Genomic DNA, 17,959 nt, shown 5'->3' on the forward strand with positions numbered 1-17,959 from the left:
CGGATGTCCCGCTTCGCCTTTTCCGTGCCTCCGACCCGCCGGCCGGGAGGACGCCCGCGGCCGGGTTCAGCCGCCGGCCGGGAGGACGCCCGCCCAGTCGGTCAGGTAGCCGGTCACCGGCGCGTGCGGGATCTCCGACCAGCGCTCCGGGTCCTCCTGCTGGACCTCGCCGGTGGCCAGGCCCAGCAGCAGCTCCTTCATGGCGAGCACGTTCTGCTGCACGCTCCTGCCGCGGGCCTTCTGCCCGAGGCTGCCGTCCGAGGTGTTGCCCGAGGTCTCGAAGAACACGACCGGGTGGGAGTGGCCCTCGGGGTTGAGCCCGTCGTGGTCCAGGCCGAGCATCATCGCCGAGACGACGCCGCCCTTGATGTCGATCTCCTGGCTGCCGCCCACCTGGTAGCGGTCCATGTTGACGTAGCCGTACTTCGCGAGCTCGTCGTAGACGTGCACGTGCATCTGGCGGGTGAGCCTGTCGTAGGCGCCGCCCTCGAGCCCCGGCAGGGTCGGCCCGCCGGGAGCGAGCGAGATGCCGAGCGAGAGGGTGACGTCGTCGCCGGTCCCGTACTCCTTCTTCAGGCCCTGGTGGTGGATGTCCACGCCCCAGGCCGGGTCCACGGTCGTCCAGTACTCGTAGAACGCGCGGGACTCGTCGGCCGCGAAGCCCTCGGACGTCCAGTCGCGGTTGAGGTCGATGCGCTGGGGCGTGCCTCCCTCCGGCCCGCCGGAGACCTGGTCCCACAGGACGGTGTGCCGGATGTTGGCCTCGGCGCCGTCCGGGTTGTACATCGGGATGACGTGGAAGGTGAACTTCTCGCGCAGCAGCTCGTACTCGGCCGAGCCGTTGGTGCCGAGGTCCTTGAGCAGGGTCAGCAGGGCGTCGGTGCCGTAGGGCTCGTTGCCGTGGATGCGCCCCTGGAGCCACACGTGCTCCGGCCCGGAGCCGACGGTCGCGACCCACAGGTCCCGGCCCTGCTCGGAGGTGCTCACCTCCGTGCCGGCCTCCGCCAGGGTGAAGGCGTCCACACCGTGGCGGCTGGTCCGCTCGAGCTTCTGCAGCTCCTGCACCACGTCGTCGTAGGTCAGGATGCTCGAGATGTTCGTCCGCCCCTCGGTCGAGGGGAAGTTGGCGTCCGCGGCCGCGGGGGACGCGGCGCCGAGCGGGAGCACGACGGCGAGCGCGAGCGCCGCCGCGATCCGGCCGCGCGGGCGGTCCGAGGGGCGGGGGGTCGCGGGGCGGGGGGTCGCGGGGCGAGCGGTCGCGGGGTCGCGGTGCTGAGGGATCACGTGCTGGTCCTCCGGGGGGTGAGCGGAGCTGCCGGTGCGGCCCTGCGATGGACCGCGCCGGAGCGGGGGTGATGGTGATGCTAATCACGATCGCACACGTCCGTCACCGGCCAGTGGGCAACACTGGAAGTACTGCTCGGTAGCGGAGCGCGCGGGAGCGGATCGTCCACGGGCTCCGCGCGCCGCGAAGCGCACCGGTGCTCGCCGGGGCGCGGTGATCCGGGCCACATCCGCCGCGGGGTGACGTCCGGCGTCGTCGTCCCCCGCGCCGGAGCCATAGACTGGGCCACTGTGAAAGCACTGCTCCTGGAGAACGTCCACCCCGAGGCCGAACGCATCCTGACCGAGAGGGGCATCGAGGTCGAGACCCGCAAGGGCGCCCTCGACACCGGCGAGCTCGTCGAGGCCCTCGAGGGCGTCGAGCTGCTCGGGATCCGGTCGAAGACCCACGTGACCCGGGAGGTCTTCGAGGCCCACCCGCAGCTGCTGTCCGTGGGCGCCTTCTGCATCGGCACGAACCAGATCGACCTCGCGGCCGCCACCGAGCACGCGGTGACGTGCTTCAACGCCCCCTACTCCAACACCCGGTCCGTGGTGGAGCTCGCGATCGCCGAGATCATCTCGATGGCCCGGCACCTCACCGACAAGAACAAGGCCATGCACGAGGGCGTGTGGGACAAGTCCGCCAAGGGCGCCCACGAGGTCCGCGGCCGCACCCTCGGCATCGTGGGCTACGGCAACATCGGCTCCCAGCTGTCCGTGCTCGCCGAGACCCTCGGCATGCGGGTCTACTACTACGACATCGTGGACCGCCTGCCGCTGGGCAACGCCCAGCGCTGCGACACGCTGGAGGAGCTGCTGGAGCGGGTCGAGACCGTCTCGCTGCACGTGGACGGCCGCGTCGGCAACGACAGCCTGTTCGGGCGCGAGCAGTTCGAGCGGATGCGCCCCCGGTCCCTGTTCCTCAACCTGTGCCGGGGCATGGTGGTCGACTACAACGCGCTGCGGGACGCGCTGGTCAGCGGGCACATCGCCGGCGCCTCCGTGGACGTCTTCCCCAACGAGCCGAAGGTGGCCGGGGACCCGTTCACCTCGGTGCTCCAGGGCCTGCCCAACGTGATCCTCACCCCGCACATCGGCGGCTCCACGCAGGAGGCGCAGGTGGACATCGGACGTTTCGTGGCCGGGAAGCTCTCGGCCTTCGTGAGCTCGGGCTCCACCACGCTGTCGGTGAACATGCCGCAGGTCCAGCTGGACACCGCCGTCAACGGCACCCGCATCCTGCACCTGCACCGCAACGTCCCCGGCGTCCTCGCGACCGTCAACAGCGTCCTGGGCGACCACGGCATCAACATCGACCGCCAGCAGCTGTCCACCCGCGGGGACACCGGATACCTCGTCACGGACGCCGGCAACGGCGTGACCCGGGACGTCATCGAGCAGATCCTGGGACTGCCCGAGACCATCCGCCTCAGCACGATCAACTGAGTCCCGTCCCGTCCGCCTCCCGCGCCTGACGGAGGCAGGTGGCACAATGACCGCATGAGCGGCGTCCTGGAGCAGCCTGCCGTCCACGGCAGGAGCACCTACGGAGCGGTGGTGCTCGCCCTCGCACCGGCGGGGGCGGCACCCGGCCCCGACGACGCCGCCCGCGCGGGCGACGACGCCCCGGTCCCGATACCCCCGGGCGGCGCTCTGCACCCGCGCCACCAGGCGGAGGCCGCCGAGCTCTTCGCCCGTCTGCACGCCGAGGGCGTGCTCACCGCCCTGGTCACCACCCACCCGGAGCTGCCCGAGGGGCCACCGGCCGACATCGTGGTCGCGGCCGACCCGCCGCGGGGCGGGCCCGACCGGCACCCGCCGGCCGCCGCCCTGCTGCTGGCCTCCCGCCGTCTGGCGGTGGAGCCCGAGCACATCGTGGTGGTCAGCGACAGCGACCGCCTGGTCCGGACCGCCGTGGCCCACGGCTTCGGGCTCGTCGTGGGGCTCGACGGCGCGGGCCGGCGCGGCGCACTGTTCGCCGCCGGCGCCCACCTCGTCGTGGACAACCTCACGGACCTCGACATCCCGGTCGCCACGGCCCCCGCGGACTCCGGCTGGGGCGGCGGCTCCGGCGGGGGCAGCCCGTGGAACCTGACCTACACGTGCCTCGACCCGCCGCGCGAGGGGATGCGGGAGTCCCTGTGCACCCTCGGCAACGGGTACATGGCCGTGCGCGGGGCCGCGTGCGAGTCCCGGGCCGACGGCACCCACTACCCCGGCACCTACCTGGCAGGCGTCTACAACCGGCTGCGCTCCAAGGCCGACGGCCTCGCCCTGGAGCACGAGGACCGTGTCAACGCCCCCAACTGGCTGCTGGTGCAGTACCGCGTCCAGGACGGCTACTGGTTCGAGCCCACCCCGGAGAACGTGCTGGAGCACCACCAGGACCTCGACCTGCGCACCGGGGTGCTGACCCGCGCCCTGCGCTTCCGGGACGAGGCCGGGCGCACCACCCGGGTGACCACCCGCCGGTTCGTCTCCCAGGACGAGCGCCACCTGGCCGGCCAGGAGACGGTCTTCGAGGCCGAGGACTGGAGCGGGACCCTGACCGTGCGCAGCCTCGTGGACGCCGACGTCCGCAACCGCAACGTCGCGGACGACGCCGACCTGGCCGGCCGGCACCTCGACGACGCCCTCCTCGAGGACCTGGGCCACGGCACCGCACGGGTCGAGGCCACCACGTCCCAGTCCGGGGTCCGGATCGCCGTGGCCGCGCGCACCCGCGTGCTCCGCAGCGGCGCCGGGGACCGGCTGCTCTCCCGGGTCCCCACCCGGCCGGCCCCCGGCGTGGTGGGCCACGAGCTGCGGCTGCGGATGGACCCGGGCCGGGCCGTGCGGGTCGAGAAGGTCGTCGCCCTCGTGACCTCGCAGGACCGGGCGATCTGCACGCCCGCACTCGCCGCCACCACGCTGCTGGACCGGGCCGGCGGATTCGAGGAGCTGCTCTCCGCGCACGTGGTCGCGTGGCAGGCCCTGTGGTCCGCCTTCGCCGTGGCCACCGACGCCGGCGGCCAGCAGGGCCTGGCCGTGAACCTCAACACCTTCCACGTCCTGCAGTCGGTGGCCGCCGCGCACCCGGACCTGGACGCCGGCGTCCCGCCCCGCGGGCTGCACGGCGAGGGCTACCGCGGACACGTGTTCTGGGACGAGATGTTCGTCTACCCCATGCTCACCCTCCGCCGGCCCGAGTGGACCCGGGCGCTGCTGGCCTACCGGTACCGGCGCCTGCCCGAGGCGCGCGCCGCGGCCCGGGCGGCCGGTCACGAGGGCGCCATGTTCCCGTGGCAGAGCGGCAGCGACGGCCGGGAGGAGACCCCGCTCGCGCTGTTCAACCCCCGCACCGGCCGGTGGATCCCCGACCACTCGAGGCTGCAGCGCCACGTGGGGCTGGCGGTCGCGCACAGCGTGTGGCAGTACTACCAGGCCACGGGCGACACCCGCTTCCTGATCGAGCAGGGCGCCGAGCTCGTGGTGGAGGTCGCCCGATTCTTCTCGAGCCTGGCGGTGCACGACCCCGAGGACGACCGGTACGTGATCACCGGGGTGATGGGCCCGGACGAGTTCCACGACGGCGCCCCCGGCAGGCCGGGCTCGGGGCTGCGCAACAACGCCTACACCAACGTCATGACGGCCTGGCTGCTCGCCCGGGCGGTCGAGATGGTCGAGCGCCTCGGCCAGGACTACGGCGGGCCCCTGTGGCGGCGCCTGGACCTGCGGGAGGACGAGGTGGCCCGCTGGGAGCGGATCCGCACCCGCCTGCGCGTCCCGTTCCTGGCCGGCGGCGTCCTCGCCCAGTTCGAGGGCTACGAGGAGCTGCCGGAGTTCGCGTGGGAGGACTACCGGGCCCGCTACGGATACATCGGCCGCCTCGACCTCATCCTCGACGCGGAGGGGCTGTCCACGAACGACTACCGGCTGGCCAAGCAGGCGGACGTCCTGATGCTCCTGTACCTGTTCTCGGCGGAGGAGCTGCGGGAGCTGCTGGGACAGATGGGCTACGACTTCCCGGCGGAGTCGGTCCGGGCCACCGTGGCCTTCTACTGCGACCGCTCCTCGCACGGGTCCACTCTCTCCAACGTGGTGCACTCCTGGGTCGAGGCCCGCCGGGACCGCCGCAGCTCCTGGTCCTTCCTGACGCGGGCGCTCAACAGCGATCTCGTCGACGCCCAGGGGGACACGGTCCGTGAGGGCGTGCACCTGGGGGCCATGGCCGGCTCCGTGGACATCCTCACCCGCTGCTACACGGGCCTGGAGGTCCGGGACGACATGCTGTGGCTGCACCCGGCGATCCCTCCGGAGCTGCCCAGGGTGTCCTTCTCGATCAGCTACCGGGACCAGCCCATCCAGGTGGAGGTCACCCGCTCCGCGCTGCGGCTCTACCTCGGCCCCGGCCCCGCCGACCCCGTGCGCGTGTGCGTCGACGGCCGGGTCCACGAGCTCACCGCCGGACAGGTCCGGCAGTTCCCCGTGGAGGTGCCCGATGCCTGAGCCGTGCACCGGCGGCCTCGGGGCCGCGGTCCCCCTGGAGGACCCCGCGAATTCACCCGATGGCCACCGGGGGTTCCCCCTCGGTGGCACCGTGGTCGGACCGCCCGGTCCACCATGGGACGACGACGCCCCCGCACTCCCCCACCCTGGAGCAGTGATGTCACCAGACACCGTCCTTCTCGACCGTCGCACGACTCCCGGGGTCGCCGATCCCGCGGTGCCGCTCATCGGGCCCGCCACGGGCCGCGCCCTGCACGTGATGAGCTACAACGTCCGCTTCCACCACAGCGGCACGCACGCCGGGAACCCGGACCACTGGCCCGACCGTGCGCCCCGGCTGGGGCGGCTGCTGCAGCTCGAGCAGCCCACGCTCCTCGGGGTGCAGGAGGCCCTCCACCACCAGCTGCCGGCGGTGGAACAGGCGCTGCCCGCCGGCTACCGGATGGTCGGCTACGGCCGCGCCGGGGGCAGCAAGGGCGAGTACTCCGCGATCTTCTACGACGCCCGGCGCCTGGAGCTGCTGGAGTGGGACCAGTTCTGGCTCTCCGACACCCCGGAGCTCATCGGCTCCACCACGTGGGGCAACGACGTCCCCCGGATCGTCACCTGGGGCCGGTTCCTGGACCGCGGCACCGGCGGCGAGCTCGTGCTCGTCAACACCCACTTCGACCACGACTCCGAGGACGCCCGGGACCGCAGCGCGGAGGCCCTGGTCGAGCTCGTGCACAGTTTCCGCCCGGACACCCCCACCGTGGTCACCGGGGACTTCAACGCGGTGGCGGGCGACTCCGGGGCGTACGCGACGCTCGTGGACTCCGGGGTGCTCGGCGACACCTGGGCCACCGCCGAGGAGCGGCTCACCCCCGAGTGGGGCACGTTCCCGGACTACGGCGAGGCCGTCGAGGGCGAGGAGCGCATCGACTGGGTGCTGGCCAGCCCCGGTGTCCGGGTGAGCCGCAGCGCGATCAACCCGGCCCGCTTCGCCGGGGGCCACCCCAGCGACCACGCACCGGTGCAGGCGCTCGTCACCCTCGTCGAGGACTGAGCGCCGCGGTCCTGCGGGGCCCGGCGCTCCTGCTGCGCCCTACGGTCCTGCCGGGGGCTCCGGTTCCGCCGAGCGCTGCGGTCCTGCCGGGCCGAGGGTGAGCGGGCGCCACGGGCGGGCGCCGTCGGCCTCCGCGCCCATCGACCCCACGGTCCGCGCCGTGCGCGCCAGGGACGCCGCGTCCTCCTCCCGGGAGCGGCACACGTCCGCGGCCGGCAGCGCGCACCACCGGATCGGGTCGAGGGTGAGGATGTGCGGGACCCACACCGGGTCGCCCGCGACCCACTCCCCGTCCTCGCGGGTGAAGGACATGCTGACGGTCAGGCCCTCGTTGTTCACCGGCACCCGGGTGGCGTGCTCCGAGAGGCTGTTGCCCAGCCCGTGCACGATCCAGGTGTCCCCGTGCTTCTCGATCGGCAGCACCGAGTGCGTGTGGTGGCCGTAGACGAAGTCGAACTCCCCGCTGTCGGCGAGCGCGTGCGTGACCTCGAGCTGCTGCAGGTCCGGCGCGGAGGAGTACTCCTCCCCGGCGTGGACCGCGGCCAGCACGATCTCCGCACCCGCCTCGCGGGCCTGGCGCGCCTTGCGGACCATCTCGGGCACGTCCAGCAGGTCCACGCGCCACGCGGCGTCCGGGACGTTGCCGTTGAGCCCGTAGGTGCCGGTCACGAGCCCGACCCGCACGCCGCCCGCGTCCAGCACCAGCGGCTCCTGCGCTTCCTGCGCGGTGCGGTACGTGCCGGTGGTGGCGATCCCGGCGTCCTGCAGGACGTCGAGGGTCCGCTCGAGCCCTTCCGGGCCGGCGTCCACGGCGTGGTTCGTGGCCGTCGTGCACGCGTCGTAGCCGATGTCCGCCAGCGCCGGGACGATCTGCGGCGGCACCTCGAAGGAGGGATACCCGGAGAAGGGGCCCTCGGCCGCGGCGAGCGGGGTCTCCATGTCGCAGATCGCGAGGTCGGCGCTCTCCGTGAACGGGCGCAGCCCCTCCACGAGCGGTCCGAAGTCCAGCTCCCCGTCCCCGTCGGCCTCGGCCTGCGCCCACAGCCCGGGGTGGAGCAGGACGTCGCCGGTGACCACGACCTCCAGCCGGTCCGGAGCCGGGGCCGGCGTCGCGGACGGGGCCGGAGCCGACGACGGGGCCGACGACGACGTCCCGTCGCCGGCCGGGGAGGTCCCCGGCGGCTCCGGGGAGCAGCCGGCGAGGACCGTCGCCCCCGCCAGGAGGGCCGCGGCCAGGCCCGCGGCGGGGCCCCGGCGCGCCGGCGGGAGGGAAGGACGAATGGTCATGGACCGAGGGTAGGCCACCCGGCAGGGGCCGCCCACCCCCGAACCGGTCACGACAGGACCGTCGACCAGAGCCCCTCGTCCTCGGGCCGGTGCGGGACCCCGGTGCTGGGCACCACCTCGGCGGGCGCCGGATGGGCGCTGCCCTTCAGCGCGAGCATCTCCTCCAGGTCGTCCAGCGGGGCGGGCGAGTTGTCGGCGCGCAGGTCGACGTCGAGCAGCACGGGGTACTGGAAACCGGCGAGCGTGTCGGCCACGAGCACCGCGGCGCTCTGCTGCCCCCGGCTGTCCCCGCCCGCGTCCTGGCCCGCGCGCAGGCAGGCCAGCAGCGCACGCGCCATCTCGGTGCTGGTCGGCCCCGGCACCGCGAGCGCCTCGTCCATCGCGGCGCGCATCGCCTCGACGACCTCCGGGCCTGCCAGGTAGTTGCCGATCACCACGAAGTCGGCCCCGGCCACGCCCCCGGCCCAGGGCGTGCACAGGCTGCCGGTGAGGTGCGCGCCCGGCCCCGCCACGGGCAGGACCGCCACCTGGCGCAGCGCGAGGTCGGGGTCGGCGTCGGTGAGTCCTGCGATCGCCTCCTCCGCCGTGCCCCCGTGGTGCAGGGTGCGGAGCATCTCGAAGCGCAGCCGCCGGTTGGTCCACGCCTGGGAGGCCACCACCCCGGCGGTGGGCACGAGGGCCGGCACGGCGTTGCCGACGGCGAGCGAGCAGCTCGCCGTGGCGGCCCCGAGCAGACGGGAGTCCGCGCTCCGGGCGATCACGGTGTAGGTCACAATCACCTCCTGGCCGTCACTTCCGTGACGACCGGTTCGTCGTCGATGTCCGTCCCCGCGCCGACCGGGGAGGACGTCCCGCGTCCCGGCACGCCGGAGCCGTGGGTGTGGTGGTGCGCCGCCCCGGATGCATAGGGTGGGACGACACCCACGACCGGGTGCGCACCGGCAGGGCAGCCGAACGGAGCACCCGCAGGTCCTCCCGGGCGGACGGCTCATTCCTACCACCGGGAGGTGCCGGATGGCACGCGGAGCACGGATCGCCGCGCTCGGGAGCGCCGTGTGCCTCGCCCTGGGCGCCTGCTCGGCGGGCGAGGGCGTGGACCTGGCGGGGGCGGGAGAGGTCGACACCGACGACTACCTCAAGGTGGCCATCGCCGGGGAGCCCGACCAGCTCGATCCCCACAACACGAGCGCCTACTTCTCCTTCCAGATCCTCGAGAACGTCTACGACACCCTGGTGGAGCCCGACGAGAACCTCGAGATGCAGCCCGCCCTCGCCGAGTCCTGGGAGGTCAGCGAGGACGAGCTCTCCTGGACGTTCCGCCTGCGGGAGGGCGTCACGTTCCACGACGGCTCCGCGTTCACCGCCGAGGACGTCGTGTACTCCTACGACCGGATCATCGACGAACAGCTGGCCAACGCCTACCGCCTGTCCGCCGTGGAGGACGTCGTGGCGGTCGACGAGCACACCGTGCGCATCGACGTGTCCCAGCCGACGCCCGCCCTGCTCGCCGCGATCGGCGGGTACAAGGGCATGGCCATCGTCGAGCAGCAGAACGTGGAGAGCGGGGACGTCCAGCTCGACCCGGTGGGCACCGGCCCGTTCGAGGTGGTGGGCAACTCCGCGAGCACGGCCGTGACCCTCCGGGCCAACGAGGACTACTGGGGCGAGGGCCCCCACGTCCCAGGGGTCGTCTACCGGTTCATCTCGGAGGGCACCACGGCGCTCGCGGACCTCACCGCCGGCGAGGTGCACTGGACCGACTCCATCCCGCCGCAGCGGGTGAACTCGCTGCGGCAGAACCCCGACGTCGAGGTCGCCGGCGTCCCGTCCACCGACTACTGGTACGTGACCATGAACCAGGAGCGGCCGCCCTTCGACTCCCGCGACGCACGCCTCGCCGTGGCGCACGCCATCGACCGGGAGGCGATCGCCCAGGTCACGTGGTACGGCAACGCCACCGTGAACCAGACCGCCGTTCCCGAGACGTCCGTCTGGCACCACGAGTACGCGCCCTTCGAGCAGGACCTGGACCGGGCCCGCGAGCTCGCCGAGGACTCGGGACTGGCCGGACGGACCGTCGGGCTCATGGTCACCAACGAGTTCCCGGAGACGGTCACGGCGGCCCAGGTGATCGCCGCCAACCTCTCGGAGATCGGGGTCTCCACGGACATCCGCACCCTCGACTTCGCGACCTGGCTCGACGAGCAGGCCCGGGGGAACTTCGACATGCTGCTCCTGGGCTGGCTCGGCAACGTGGACGTCAACGACTACTACTACAACCAGCACCACTCCGAGGGCTCGAACAACGCCCAGGGCTACAGCAACCCCGAGGTCGACCGGCTCCTGGACGCGGGGCGCACCGAGACCGACCAGGACGCCCGCAAGGAGCTCTACGGCCGGGCGGCGGAGCAGATCGTGGACGACGCCAGCTACGTCTACCTGTACAACCCCGACGTGGTCCAGGCCTGGGTCCCCGAGCTGCAGGGCTACGAGCCCCGGCCGGACCGCGCCGTCCGGTTCAACGACGTCCGGCTCGAGGAGGACACCGAATGAGCAGCCCTCTCCTGAGGTTCCTCGTCAAGCGCCTGCTGCACACCGCGGTGGTGCTGTTCGGCGTGCTGGTGGTGGTCTTCGCCCTCCTCCAGCTCGTCCCCGGGGACCCCGTGCGGGTGGCTCTCGGCACCCGGTTCACCCAGGAGTCCTACGACGCCCTGCGGGAGGCCTCCGGGCTGGACCGGCCCCTGCTCGTGCAGTTCTTCGCCTACATCGGCAACGCCCTCACCGGGAACCTCGGGGTGAGCTTCCGCAGCGGCGAGCCGGTCACCCTCATCCTGCTGGACCGGCTGCCGGCCACGGTGTCCCTCGGCCTCGCCGGGATCACGATCGCGCTGCTCATCGCGTTCCCGCTCGGCACCTGGGCCGCCCTGCGCCGCGGCTCCGCGGCGGACGGCGGGATCCGGGCGGTGAGCCAGTTCGGCGTCTCGGTCCCCGACTTCTGGCTCGGCCTGCTCCTGATCATCGTCTTCTCCACGATGCTGGGGCTGCTGCCGCCGTCCGGGTACGTGCCCTTCACGGAGGACCCGTGGGGCTGGCTCCAGCGGGTGATCCTGCCGGGGCTCGCCGTGGGCGTGGTCTCCGGGTCCATCATGACCCGGTACGTGCGCTCCGCGGTGCTCGACGTCGTCGGTTCCAACTACGTGCGCACCGCCCGGTCCAAGGGCCTGCCCCGCCGCACGGTGGTCGGCCGGCACGTGATGCGCAACGCGCTCGTCCCGATCCTCACGGTGGCCGGGGTCCAGGCCGCCACGATGCTCGGCGGCCTCATCGTCATCGAGGTGGTCTTCGCGTGGCCGGGCCTGGGCCGGCTGGTCTTCGACGCCGTCGCGGCCCGCGACTACCCGGTGGTCCAGGGCACCGTGCTGCTGATCGCCCTCATCTTCCTGCTGATCAACCTGCTGGTGGACATCCTGTACGCCGTCGTCGACCCGAGGATCCGTGTGTCATGAGCAGCTCCGAGACGCCCTCGCCCGACCGCCGCGCCCCGGGCGCCGGGGACGGCCGCACCGGGCCCGCCCCGCGGCCCGCCGAGCCGGCGGAGACCCCGGAGGAGGTCAGCCGCACCGGCACCCTGCGGATGCTGGTCTCGAACAAGGTCACGGCCGCCGGCCTGGTCGTCCTCGTCGTCGTGGTCCTGCTCGCCGTGCTCGGACGCTGGATCGCCCCGTACGGGGCGAACGACATCGACGTGGTCAACGCACTGCAGCCGCCCTCGGGCGCGCACCTGTTCGGCACGGACGAGCTGGGCCGGGACGTGTTCTCCCGCGTGGTGCTCTCCGCCCGGATCTCCCTGACCGTGGGACTCGTGGCCGTGGGCATCGCCCTGGTGGTCGGCGTGGCCCTGGGCCTCGTGGCCGGCTTCTTCGGCGGCTGGCCGGACACGGTCATCATGCGCAGCGCGGACGTGCTCTTCGCGTTCCCCATCCTCCTGCTGGCCATGGCCATCGTGGCCGTCCTGGGCCCCGGTCTGACCACGGCGATGATCGCGATCGGGGTGGTCTACACGCCGATCTTCGCCCGCGTCACGAGGGCCTCCACGCTCGCCGTGCGCGAGGAGCTCTACGTCAAGGCCTCCCAGTCCGTCGGGGCGTCCGACGGGTTCATCCTGCGCCGCCACGTGCTGCCGAACATCATGGGACCCATCACCGTCCAGACCTCCCTCTCGCTGGCCTTCGCGATCCTCTCCGAGGCCGCGCTGTCCTTCCTGGGGCTGGGGGTCCAGCCACCCGAGCCCTCGTGGGGGCGGATGCTCTACGACGCCCAGGCCTTCATCTACGACGCCTGGTGGATGAGCGTGTTCCCGGGCCTGGCCATCTTCTTCACCGTGCTGGCGTTCAACCTGGTGGGCGACGGCATGCGCGACGTCCTCGACCCGCGCCAGCGGACCGCCGACGAGATCCGGAGGAGCGCCTGATGCCCACGACCGAGCGCCGCCGCACCGCCGCACCGGCGTCCCCCGAGCAGGACGTGCTGCTCGACGTGCGGGACCTCGCCGTCCGGATCGGCCCCGCGGAGATCGTCAACGGCGTGTCCTTCTCCGTCCCCCGGGGCGGGACCCTGGGCATCGTGGGCGAGTCCGGCTCCGGCAAGTCCATGACGGTGCTCGCGGCCACCGGCCTGATCGACTCCCCGCCCGCCCGGGTGAGCGGGCAGTCCCTGCTGGACGGACAGGACATCGTGCGGATGGATCCCCGGCAGCTGCGCGGCGTCCACGGCAAACGGGTGGGCTTCATCTTCCAGGACCCCTCCACGTCCCTGAACCCGGTGCTGACCGTCGAGCAGCAGCTCACGGAGGCACCCCGCTTCCACCTCGGCCTCACCCGCCGCGACGCCCGGCGCCGGGCGCTCGAGCTGCTCGAGGCGGTCGGCATCCCCGACCCGCCGTCCCGCCTCTCCTCCTACCCCCACCAGCTCTCGGGCGGGATGAAGCAGCGGGTCATGATCGCCGTGGCCCTGGCCTGCGACCCGGAGCTGCTCGTGGCGGACGAGCCCACCACCGCGCTCGACGTCACGACGCAGGCCCAGATCCTCGAGCGGGTCAAGGAGCTGCAGGAGTCCCGCGGCATGAGCGTGATCTGGATCAGCCACGACCTCGGTGTGGTCTCGGGCATCGCGGACCAGGTGGCCGTGCTCTACGGCGGACAGATCGTGGAGTCCGCGCCCCTCGAGGATCTCTTCACCGACCCCCGGCACCCCTACACCCGGGGCCTCATGGACTCCCGGCCGCAGACGGCCCACGGCAAGGGGGAGCTCGCCGTGATCCCCGGCAGCCCGCCGGACCCGAAGCACCTGCCCCAGGGCTGCCTGTTCTGGGACCGCTGCCCCGTCCGCGGGGACCCCCGCTGCGAGACCGAGCGCCCGCCGGAGACCCCGGTGGGACCGGACCACGTGGTCCGCACCTTCTACGGCGGGAGCGCGGACGGCACCGACCGGCGAGGAGGCCCCCGATGACCGACGACGACCGGCCGCTGCTCAGCGTGCGGGACCTGCAGGTCCGGTTCCCCGTCACCACCGACCGGGGCAAGGGCGTGGTGCAGGCGGTGGCCGGGATCGACTTCGACATCCACCGGGGACAGACGGTGTCCCTGGTCGGCGAGTCCGGCTCCGGCAAGTCCACGGTGGCCAACGCCCTGATGCACCTGGTGGAGCCCAGCGCGGGGACCGTCCTGCTCGACGGCAAGGACATCACCTCGGTGCGGGGCCGGGAGCTCAAGGCCCTGCGCCGGCGGATCGCCATGGTGTTCCAGGACCCGTTCGCGTCCCTGGACCCCCGCCAGCACGTCTCCCGCGCCGTGGCGGAGCCGCTCGAGGTGCACGGCCTCGGCGGGGACAGGGACGGGCGCCGCCGCCGGGTGGCGGAGCTGTTCGAGCTCGTGGGTCTCTCCCGGCGCTTCCTGGACCGGTACCCGCACGAGCTCTCGGGCGGGCAGCGCCAGCGCGTGTCCATCGCCCGGGCGCTCGCGGGCGAACCGGACCTCATCATCCTCGACGAGGCGACCGCCTCCCTGGACGTCTCCGTCCAGGCGCAGATCATGAACCTGCTCAACCGGCTGCAGGGCGAGCTGGGGCTCACGTACCTGTTCATCGCCCACGACCTCGCCGTCGTGGAGCACATGAGCGACCACGTCCTCGTGATGTACCTCGGCCGGCTCATGGAGGACGGGGACGTCCGGGACCTCTTCGACGACCCCGCCCACCCGTACACCAAGGCGCTGATGGCCTCCGCCCCGTCCGCCGACCCCGTGGCGGAGCGCCGCCGCCGGACCGCACCGCTCGAGGGCGAGGTGCCCTCCCCCCTCGACCCGCCGTCCGGGTGCGTCTTCCGCACGAGGTGCCCGTGGGCGGCCGACGAGTGCGCGGAGACCGTCCCGCCGCCCGTACCGCCACCGGGGACCGGCAGCACCTCCCTGGGACGCCGCCGGCCCTCCCGGGAGCACCTCGCCGCCTGCATCCGGCTGCCGGTGGTGCAGGCCTCCACCCGCGGGACCTCTCCCGGGGCCGAGATCCGCACGGGTCCGGCGCGCACCGCGCCGTGGGCCGGCGGCTCGTCCGAAACGTGAGTCACAGCGCATCCACCACGAGCACACCAGGAGCAGACATGGGCAGCACGCAATCGGTCCCCGGATCCCGCCTGGAGGGCGACGACCCGGGACCCGGCCACGCGCAGGAGATCGACCACCTGTCCCCGGGCGAGCAGGCCCCGGCGGAGCACGCCAAGACGCACCGGATCAAGTGGACCGGGCTCGTCCTGGGCCTGGTCCTGGCCCTGCTCATCTACTTCCTCATGCCCCCCGACCTGGCCCAGCACGCCAGGCTCACGGCCGCCACCGCCGGGCTCATGGGCGTGTGGTGGATGACGGAGGCCATCCCGATCCCGGCCACCGCCCTGCTGCCGCTGATCATCTTCCCGGTGCTCGTGCCGGACGTGGCGGTGGACGACGTCGGCGCCTCCTACGGGAGCAACATCATCTTCCTCTTCATGGGCGGGTTCCTCCTGGCCCTGGCCATGCAGCGCTGGAACCTGCACCGCCGGATCGCCCTGCGCACGGTGCGGGTCATGGGCACCAAGCCGGCCCAGATGGTGGCCGGCTTCATGGTCGCGACCGGCTTCCTCAGCATGTGGGTCTCCAACACCGCCACGGCCGTCATGATGATCCCCATCGGCGTGTCCGTCCTGCTGCTGCTGCCCAACCTGATGAACGACGCCGCCGCCGAGGCCGGCGTCGCCGACACCGACCTGGAGGGCGCCGACCCCCAGAGCGCGAAGGTGAAGGAAGCGATCATCGCCTCGAACTTCGGCACCGCTCTGATGCTCGGCATCGCCTACGCCGCGTCGATCGGGTCCCTCGGCACGATCATCGGCACGCCGCCGAACACCCTGATGGTGGGCTACCTCCAGGAGTCGCACGACATCACCGTGGGCTTCGGCCAGTGGATGCTCGTGGGGGTGCCGCTGTCCGTGGTCATGCTCGCGATCGCCTGGTTCCTGCTCACCAAGGTGCTGTTCAAGCCGGAGATCGACGAGATCCCCGGCGGCCGGAAGCTCATCAGCAACGAGCTGCACAAGCTCGGGCCCATGTCGACCGGCGAGAAGCTCGTGCTGGCCATCTTCGCGCTGGCGGCGTTCAGCTGGGTGTTCGTGCCCGTGATCTTCGACTCGCCGCCGATCAGCGACGCCGGCATCGCCATGGTCGTGGGGCTGCTGCTGTTCCTGCTGCCCGCCGGCGCCAAGCGCGGGGTCCGGCTGCTGGACTGGGAGTCCGCGGTCAAGCTGCCCTGGGGCGTGCTGCTCCTGTTCGGCGGCGGCCTGGCCCTGTCCTCCCAGTTCTCGGCCTCCGGGCTCACCGACTGGATCGGCACCCAGGTCGAGGCGCTGGGCACCGTGCCCGTCGTCATCCTGGTCCTCGTCGTGGCCGCCGGAGTCATCTTCCTGACGGAGCTCACCAGCAACACCGCCACGGCGGCCACGTTCCTGCCGGTCGCCGGGGGCGTGGCCCTCGGCCTGGACATGGACCCGATGATGCTGGCCATCCCCGTGGCGCTGGCGGCGACGTGCGCGTTCATGCTGCCGGTCGCGACCCCGCCCAACGCCATCGCGTTCGGCTCCGGCTACGTGACGATCGGCCAGATGATCAAGGGCGGGCTGTGGCTGAACGTCATCGGCGTCGGCCTGATCACCCTGGTGACGATGACCCTCGGGGTGTGGGTGTTCAGCATCGTGTACTGACCGGTCCCACCCCGCCGGCAGCGCCCGGCGGCCCCGTCCTCAGCCGGCGGGGCCGCCGTCGTGCTCGAGCTCGGCCAGCACCGGGAAGTGGTCCGAGGCCCAGATCCCGCGCGGGCGCTCGGCCAGGACGCGGGAGTCGAGGACGCGGACCCGGCCGCCGTACAGGATCCAGTCCAGGCGGGGTGTCCTGGCACGGGGCTCCCGGTAGTTGTGGAAGGTCCCCGCGGCGTCCACGGGCAGGGTGTCGCGCAGACCACCGGCGAGCGCGGCGTCCCAGGTGCGGGACCGGCCGGCGGCCGCGTTCATGTCCCCGAGGAGCAGCTGGGGCCCGTCCCACCCGAGGAGCACACGCTGGAGGGCGGCGAGCTGGCGCAGCCGGCCGTGCTCCGGCCACGGGTCGAGATGGGTGGCGACCGCCTGCCAGGCCACGCCCGTGCGCCGGTCCGTGAGCTCGGCCCGCACCAGGGTGCGGGGGAAGAGGTCCCCCGGCCACTTCGACCCCGGGACCTCCGGCTGCGGGGACAGCCACCGCTGCTGCCACCGCTCGATCCCGAAGCGGGCGGTGTCCACGGCCAGGAGGCACCGCTCACCGCGGCCGTCGGCGTGCCGTCCCCCGCCCAGCAGGACGTGGTCCGGCCCCAGGGCTTCCTGCAGGTGGTGCAGCTGCTCCGGGTGGACCTCCTGGAGGGCGGCGAGCTCCGGCCGGTGGGCCCGGAGCACCGCCTGCACCGCGGGGGCCCGGGTGAACCACGCGTCCGCGGCCCTCCGGCGGTACTTCGCCATGGGACGCCGGATGTTGAAGGTCATGGCCGTGAACGCGCCCCGGCCCCGCGGACCACGGGGGTCGGCGGGGCCGGGGCGGACGTGGTCTGCCACGAGCGCGGGACGGGCTACTGGGCCGCGGACTCCGCCGCGCCCTGCTCCGTGCGGGCGCCGCCGTGCTGGAGGTCGCCGCCGCTGTTCTCCAGGTGGGCGCGCATGAACCACTGGAAGAGCTCGAGCTCCTTGACCTGGCCGATGAGCATGTCCTCGGTGATGGGGTCGAGCTCGCCGACCTTCTGGATCGCGTCGCGGTGGTCCTCGATCACACCGTTGTAGACGAGGTCGAGAGCGGCGAGGTGCTCCACACCGGTGGCGCGGTGGACCGAGTAGTCGTCCCAGGTGCGGGCCTGGACGAGGTCTCCGGGCAGGCCGCTGGGGCCCACGCCCATGGTCGCCATGCGCTCGGCGAGCTCGTCGACGAAGCCGCGCACGAGCTCGATCTGCGGGTCCAGCATCTCGTGGACGGAGATGAAGTTGGGGCCCACCACGTTCCAGTGGGCGTGCTTGAGCGTGAGCTGCACGTCGTTGAGGGCGTGCAGGCGCTGCTGCAGCGTCTGGGCGACCTCGTGGCCGTTCTCGGTTGACAGACCGGGCACGGTGTAGGGGGCGGTGCGCTGGTTCGGCGTGGCCATGGGTTTCGTCTCCCTGTTTCCGGCCGCCGTCGGGCGGCGACCTGGCTCGACAACTGTGGACGGCCCGCGGGAACG

At 72.9% G+C, this 17,959-nt stretch carries 14 protein-coding genes; 9 read left to right on the plus strand and 5 right to left on the minus strand.

The window, feature by feature from the left end; genetic code table 11:
• Positions 1-66: 66 nt before the first annotated feature.
• Entirely contained in the window at positions 67-1,284 is a 1,218-nt protein-coding gene (locus tag ACH9D2_RS08740) for a M14 family zinc carboxypeptidase (protein WP_396362454.1), read from the minus strand.
• Positions 1,285-1,575: 291 nt separating this feature from the next.
• Between ACH9D2_RS08740 and serA the strand changes: the two genes are divergently transcribed.
• The 3 genes from serA (at position 1,576) to ACH9D2_RS08755 (ending at position 6,859) form a co-directional block, all read left to right on the plus strand.
• Entirely contained in the window at positions 1,576-2,772 is a 1,197-nt protein-coding gene (serA, locus tag ACH9D2_RS08745; RefSeq protein ID WP_396362455.1) for a phosphoglycerate dehydrogenase, read from the plus strand.
• Between the two features lie 54 nt (positions 2,773-2,826).
• On the plus strand, positions 2,827-5,814 hold the full coding sequence (locus tag ACH9D2_RS08750; RefSeq protein WP_396362456.1) for a glycosyl hydrolase family 65 protein: 2,988 nt from the start codon (positions 2,827-2,829) through the stop codon (positions 5,812-5,814).
• 157 nt (positions 5,815-5,971) lie between these two features.
• Positions 5,972-6,859, plus strand: a complete 888-nt coding sequence (locus ACH9D2_RS08755; RefSeq protein WP_396362457.1) for an endonuclease/exonuclease/phosphatase family protein — start codon at positions 5,972-5,974, stop codon at positions 6,857-6,859.
• 39 nt (positions 6,860-6,898) lie between these two features.
• Here the strand turns inward: ACH9D2_RS08755 and ACH9D2_RS08760 are convergent, their stop codons facing one another.
• Entirely contained in the window at positions 6,899-8,146 is a 1,248-nt protein-coding gene (locus ACH9D2_RS08760; RefSeq protein ID WP_396362458.1) for a CapA family protein, read from the minus strand.
• Positions 8,147-8,193: 47 nt separating this feature from the next.
• On the minus strand, positions 8,194-8,919 hold the full coding sequence (locus tag ACH9D2_RS08765; protein ID WP_396362459.1) for a DUF1028 domain-containing protein: 726 nt from the start codon (positions 8,917-8,919) through the stop codon (positions 8,194-8,196).
• 241 nt (positions 8,920-9,160) lie between these two features.
• On the opposite strand from ACH9D2_RS08765, the gene ACH9D2_RS08770 reads away from it, so the two are divergent.
• From ACH9D2_RS08770 to ACH9D2_RS08795, 6 genes are read left to right on the plus strand one after another with little or no spacing between them, the layout of a single operon-like run.
• Positions 9,161-10,699 (plus strand): ABC transporter substrate-binding protein, encoded by a 1,539-nt coding sequence (locus ACH9D2_RS08770; RefSeq protein ID WP_396362460.1) that lies wholly within the window; start codon positions 9,161-9,163, stop codon positions 10,697-10,699.
• Positions 10,696-11,652 (plus strand): ABC transporter permease, encoded by a 957-nt coding sequence (locus ACH9D2_RS08775; RefSeq protein WP_396362461.1) that lies wholly within the window; start codon positions 10,696-10,698, stop codon positions 11,650-11,652. The genes ACH9D2_RS08770 and ACH9D2_RS08775 overlap by 4 nt, the downstream gene beginning before the upstream one ends.
• Positions 11,649-12,617 (plus strand): ABC transporter permease subunit, encoded by a 969-nt coding sequence (locus ACH9D2_RS08780; RefSeq protein WP_396362462.1) that lies wholly within the window; start codon positions 11,649-11,651, stop codon positions 12,615-12,617. The genes ACH9D2_RS08775 and ACH9D2_RS08780 overlap by 4 nt, the downstream gene beginning before the upstream one ends.
• A complete protein-coding gene (locus ACH9D2_RS08785) occupies positions 12,617-13,654 on the plus strand; it encodes an ABC transporter ATP-binding protein (RefSeq protein WP_396362463.1) in 1,038 nt (345 codons plus the stop codon). The genes ACH9D2_RS08780 and ACH9D2_RS08785 overlap by 1 nt, the downstream gene beginning before the upstream one ends.
• Positions 13,651-14,763: an oligopeptide/dipeptide ABC transporter ATP-binding protein gene (locus ACH9D2_RS08790; protein ID WP_396362464.1), complete on the plus strand. Its 1,113-nt coding sequence runs from the start codon at positions 13,651-13,653 to the stop codon at positions 14,761-14,763. Before ACH9D2_RS08785 ends, ACH9D2_RS08790 begins: the two co-directional genes overlap by 4 nt.
• Before the next feature lie 38 nt (positions 14,764-14,801).
• On the plus strand, positions 14,802-16,430 hold the full coding sequence (locus ACH9D2_RS08795; RefSeq protein WP_396362465.1) for an SLC13 family permease: 1,629 nt from the start codon (positions 14,802-14,804) through the stop codon (positions 16,428-16,430).
• A 39-nt stretch (positions 16,431-16,469) separates the two neighbouring features.
• Here ACH9D2_RS08795 and ACH9D2_RS08800 read toward each other — a convergent pair whose 3' ends face one another.
• Together ACH9D2_RS08800 and ACH9D2_RS08805 are read right to left on the minus strand one after the other, a co-directional pair.
• Positions 16,470-17,306, minus strand: a complete 837-nt coding sequence (locus ACH9D2_RS08800) for an endonuclease/exonuclease/phosphatase family protein (RefSeq protein ID WP_396362466.1) — start codon at positions 17,304-17,306, stop codon at positions 16,470-16,472.
• A gap of 14 nt (positions 17,307-17,320) precedes the next feature.
• Positions 17,321-17,884: a Dps family protein gene (locus ACH9D2_RS08805; protein ID WP_396362467.1), complete on the minus strand. Its 564-nt coding sequence runs from the start codon at positions 17,882-17,884 to the stop codon at positions 17,321-17,323.
• Positions 17,885-17,959: the final 75 nt, after the last annotated feature.

Source organism: Kocuria rhizosphaericola (assembly GCF_044462205.1).
Taxonomy (GTDB): Bacteria; Actinomycetota; Actinomycetes; order Actinomycetales; family Micrococcaceae; genus Kocuria; species Kocuria rhizosphaericola.

Coding starts and splice junctions, on each gene's coding strand:
- ACH9D2_RS08750 (WP_396362456.1), top strand. CDS start 2,827: ATGAGCGGCGTCCTGGAGCAGCCTGCCGTCCACGGCAGGAGCACCTAC.
- ACH9D2_RS08755 (WP_396362457.1), top strand. CDS start 5,972: ATGTCACCAGACACCGTCCTTCTCGACCGTCGCACGACTCCCGGGGTC.
- ACH9D2_RS08760 (WP_396362458.1), bottom strand. CDS start 8,146: ATGACCATTCGTCCTTCCCTCCCGCCGGCGCGCCGGGGCCCCGCCGCG.
- ACH9D2_RS08770 (WP_396362460.1), top strand. CDS start 9,161: ATGGCACGCGGAGCACGGATCGCCGCGCTCGGGAGCGCCGTGTGCCTC.
- ACH9D2_RS08775 (WP_396362461.1), top strand. CDS start 10,696: ATGAGCAGCCCTCTCCTGAGGTTCCTCGTCAAGCGCCTGCTGCACACC.
- ACH9D2_RS08780 (WP_396362462.1), top strand. CDS start 11,649: ATGAGCAGCTCCGAGACGCCCTCGCCCGACCGCCGCGCCCCGGGCGCC.
- ACH9D2_RS08785 (WP_396362463.1), top strand. CDS start 12,617: ATGCCCACGACCGAGCGCCGCCGCACCGCCGCACCGGCGTCCCCCGAG.
- ACH9D2_RS08790 (WP_396362464.1), top strand. CDS start 13,651: ATGACCGACGACGACCGGCCGCTGCTCAGCGTGCGGGACCTGCAGGTC.
- ACH9D2_RS08795 (WP_396362465.1), top strand. CDS start 14,802: ATGGGCAGCACGCAATCGGTCCCCGGATCCCGCCTGGAGGGCGACGAC.
- ACH9D2_RS08805 (WP_396362467.1), bottom strand. CDS start 17,884: ATGGCCACGCCGAACCAGCGCACCGCCCCCTACACCGTGCCCGGTCTG.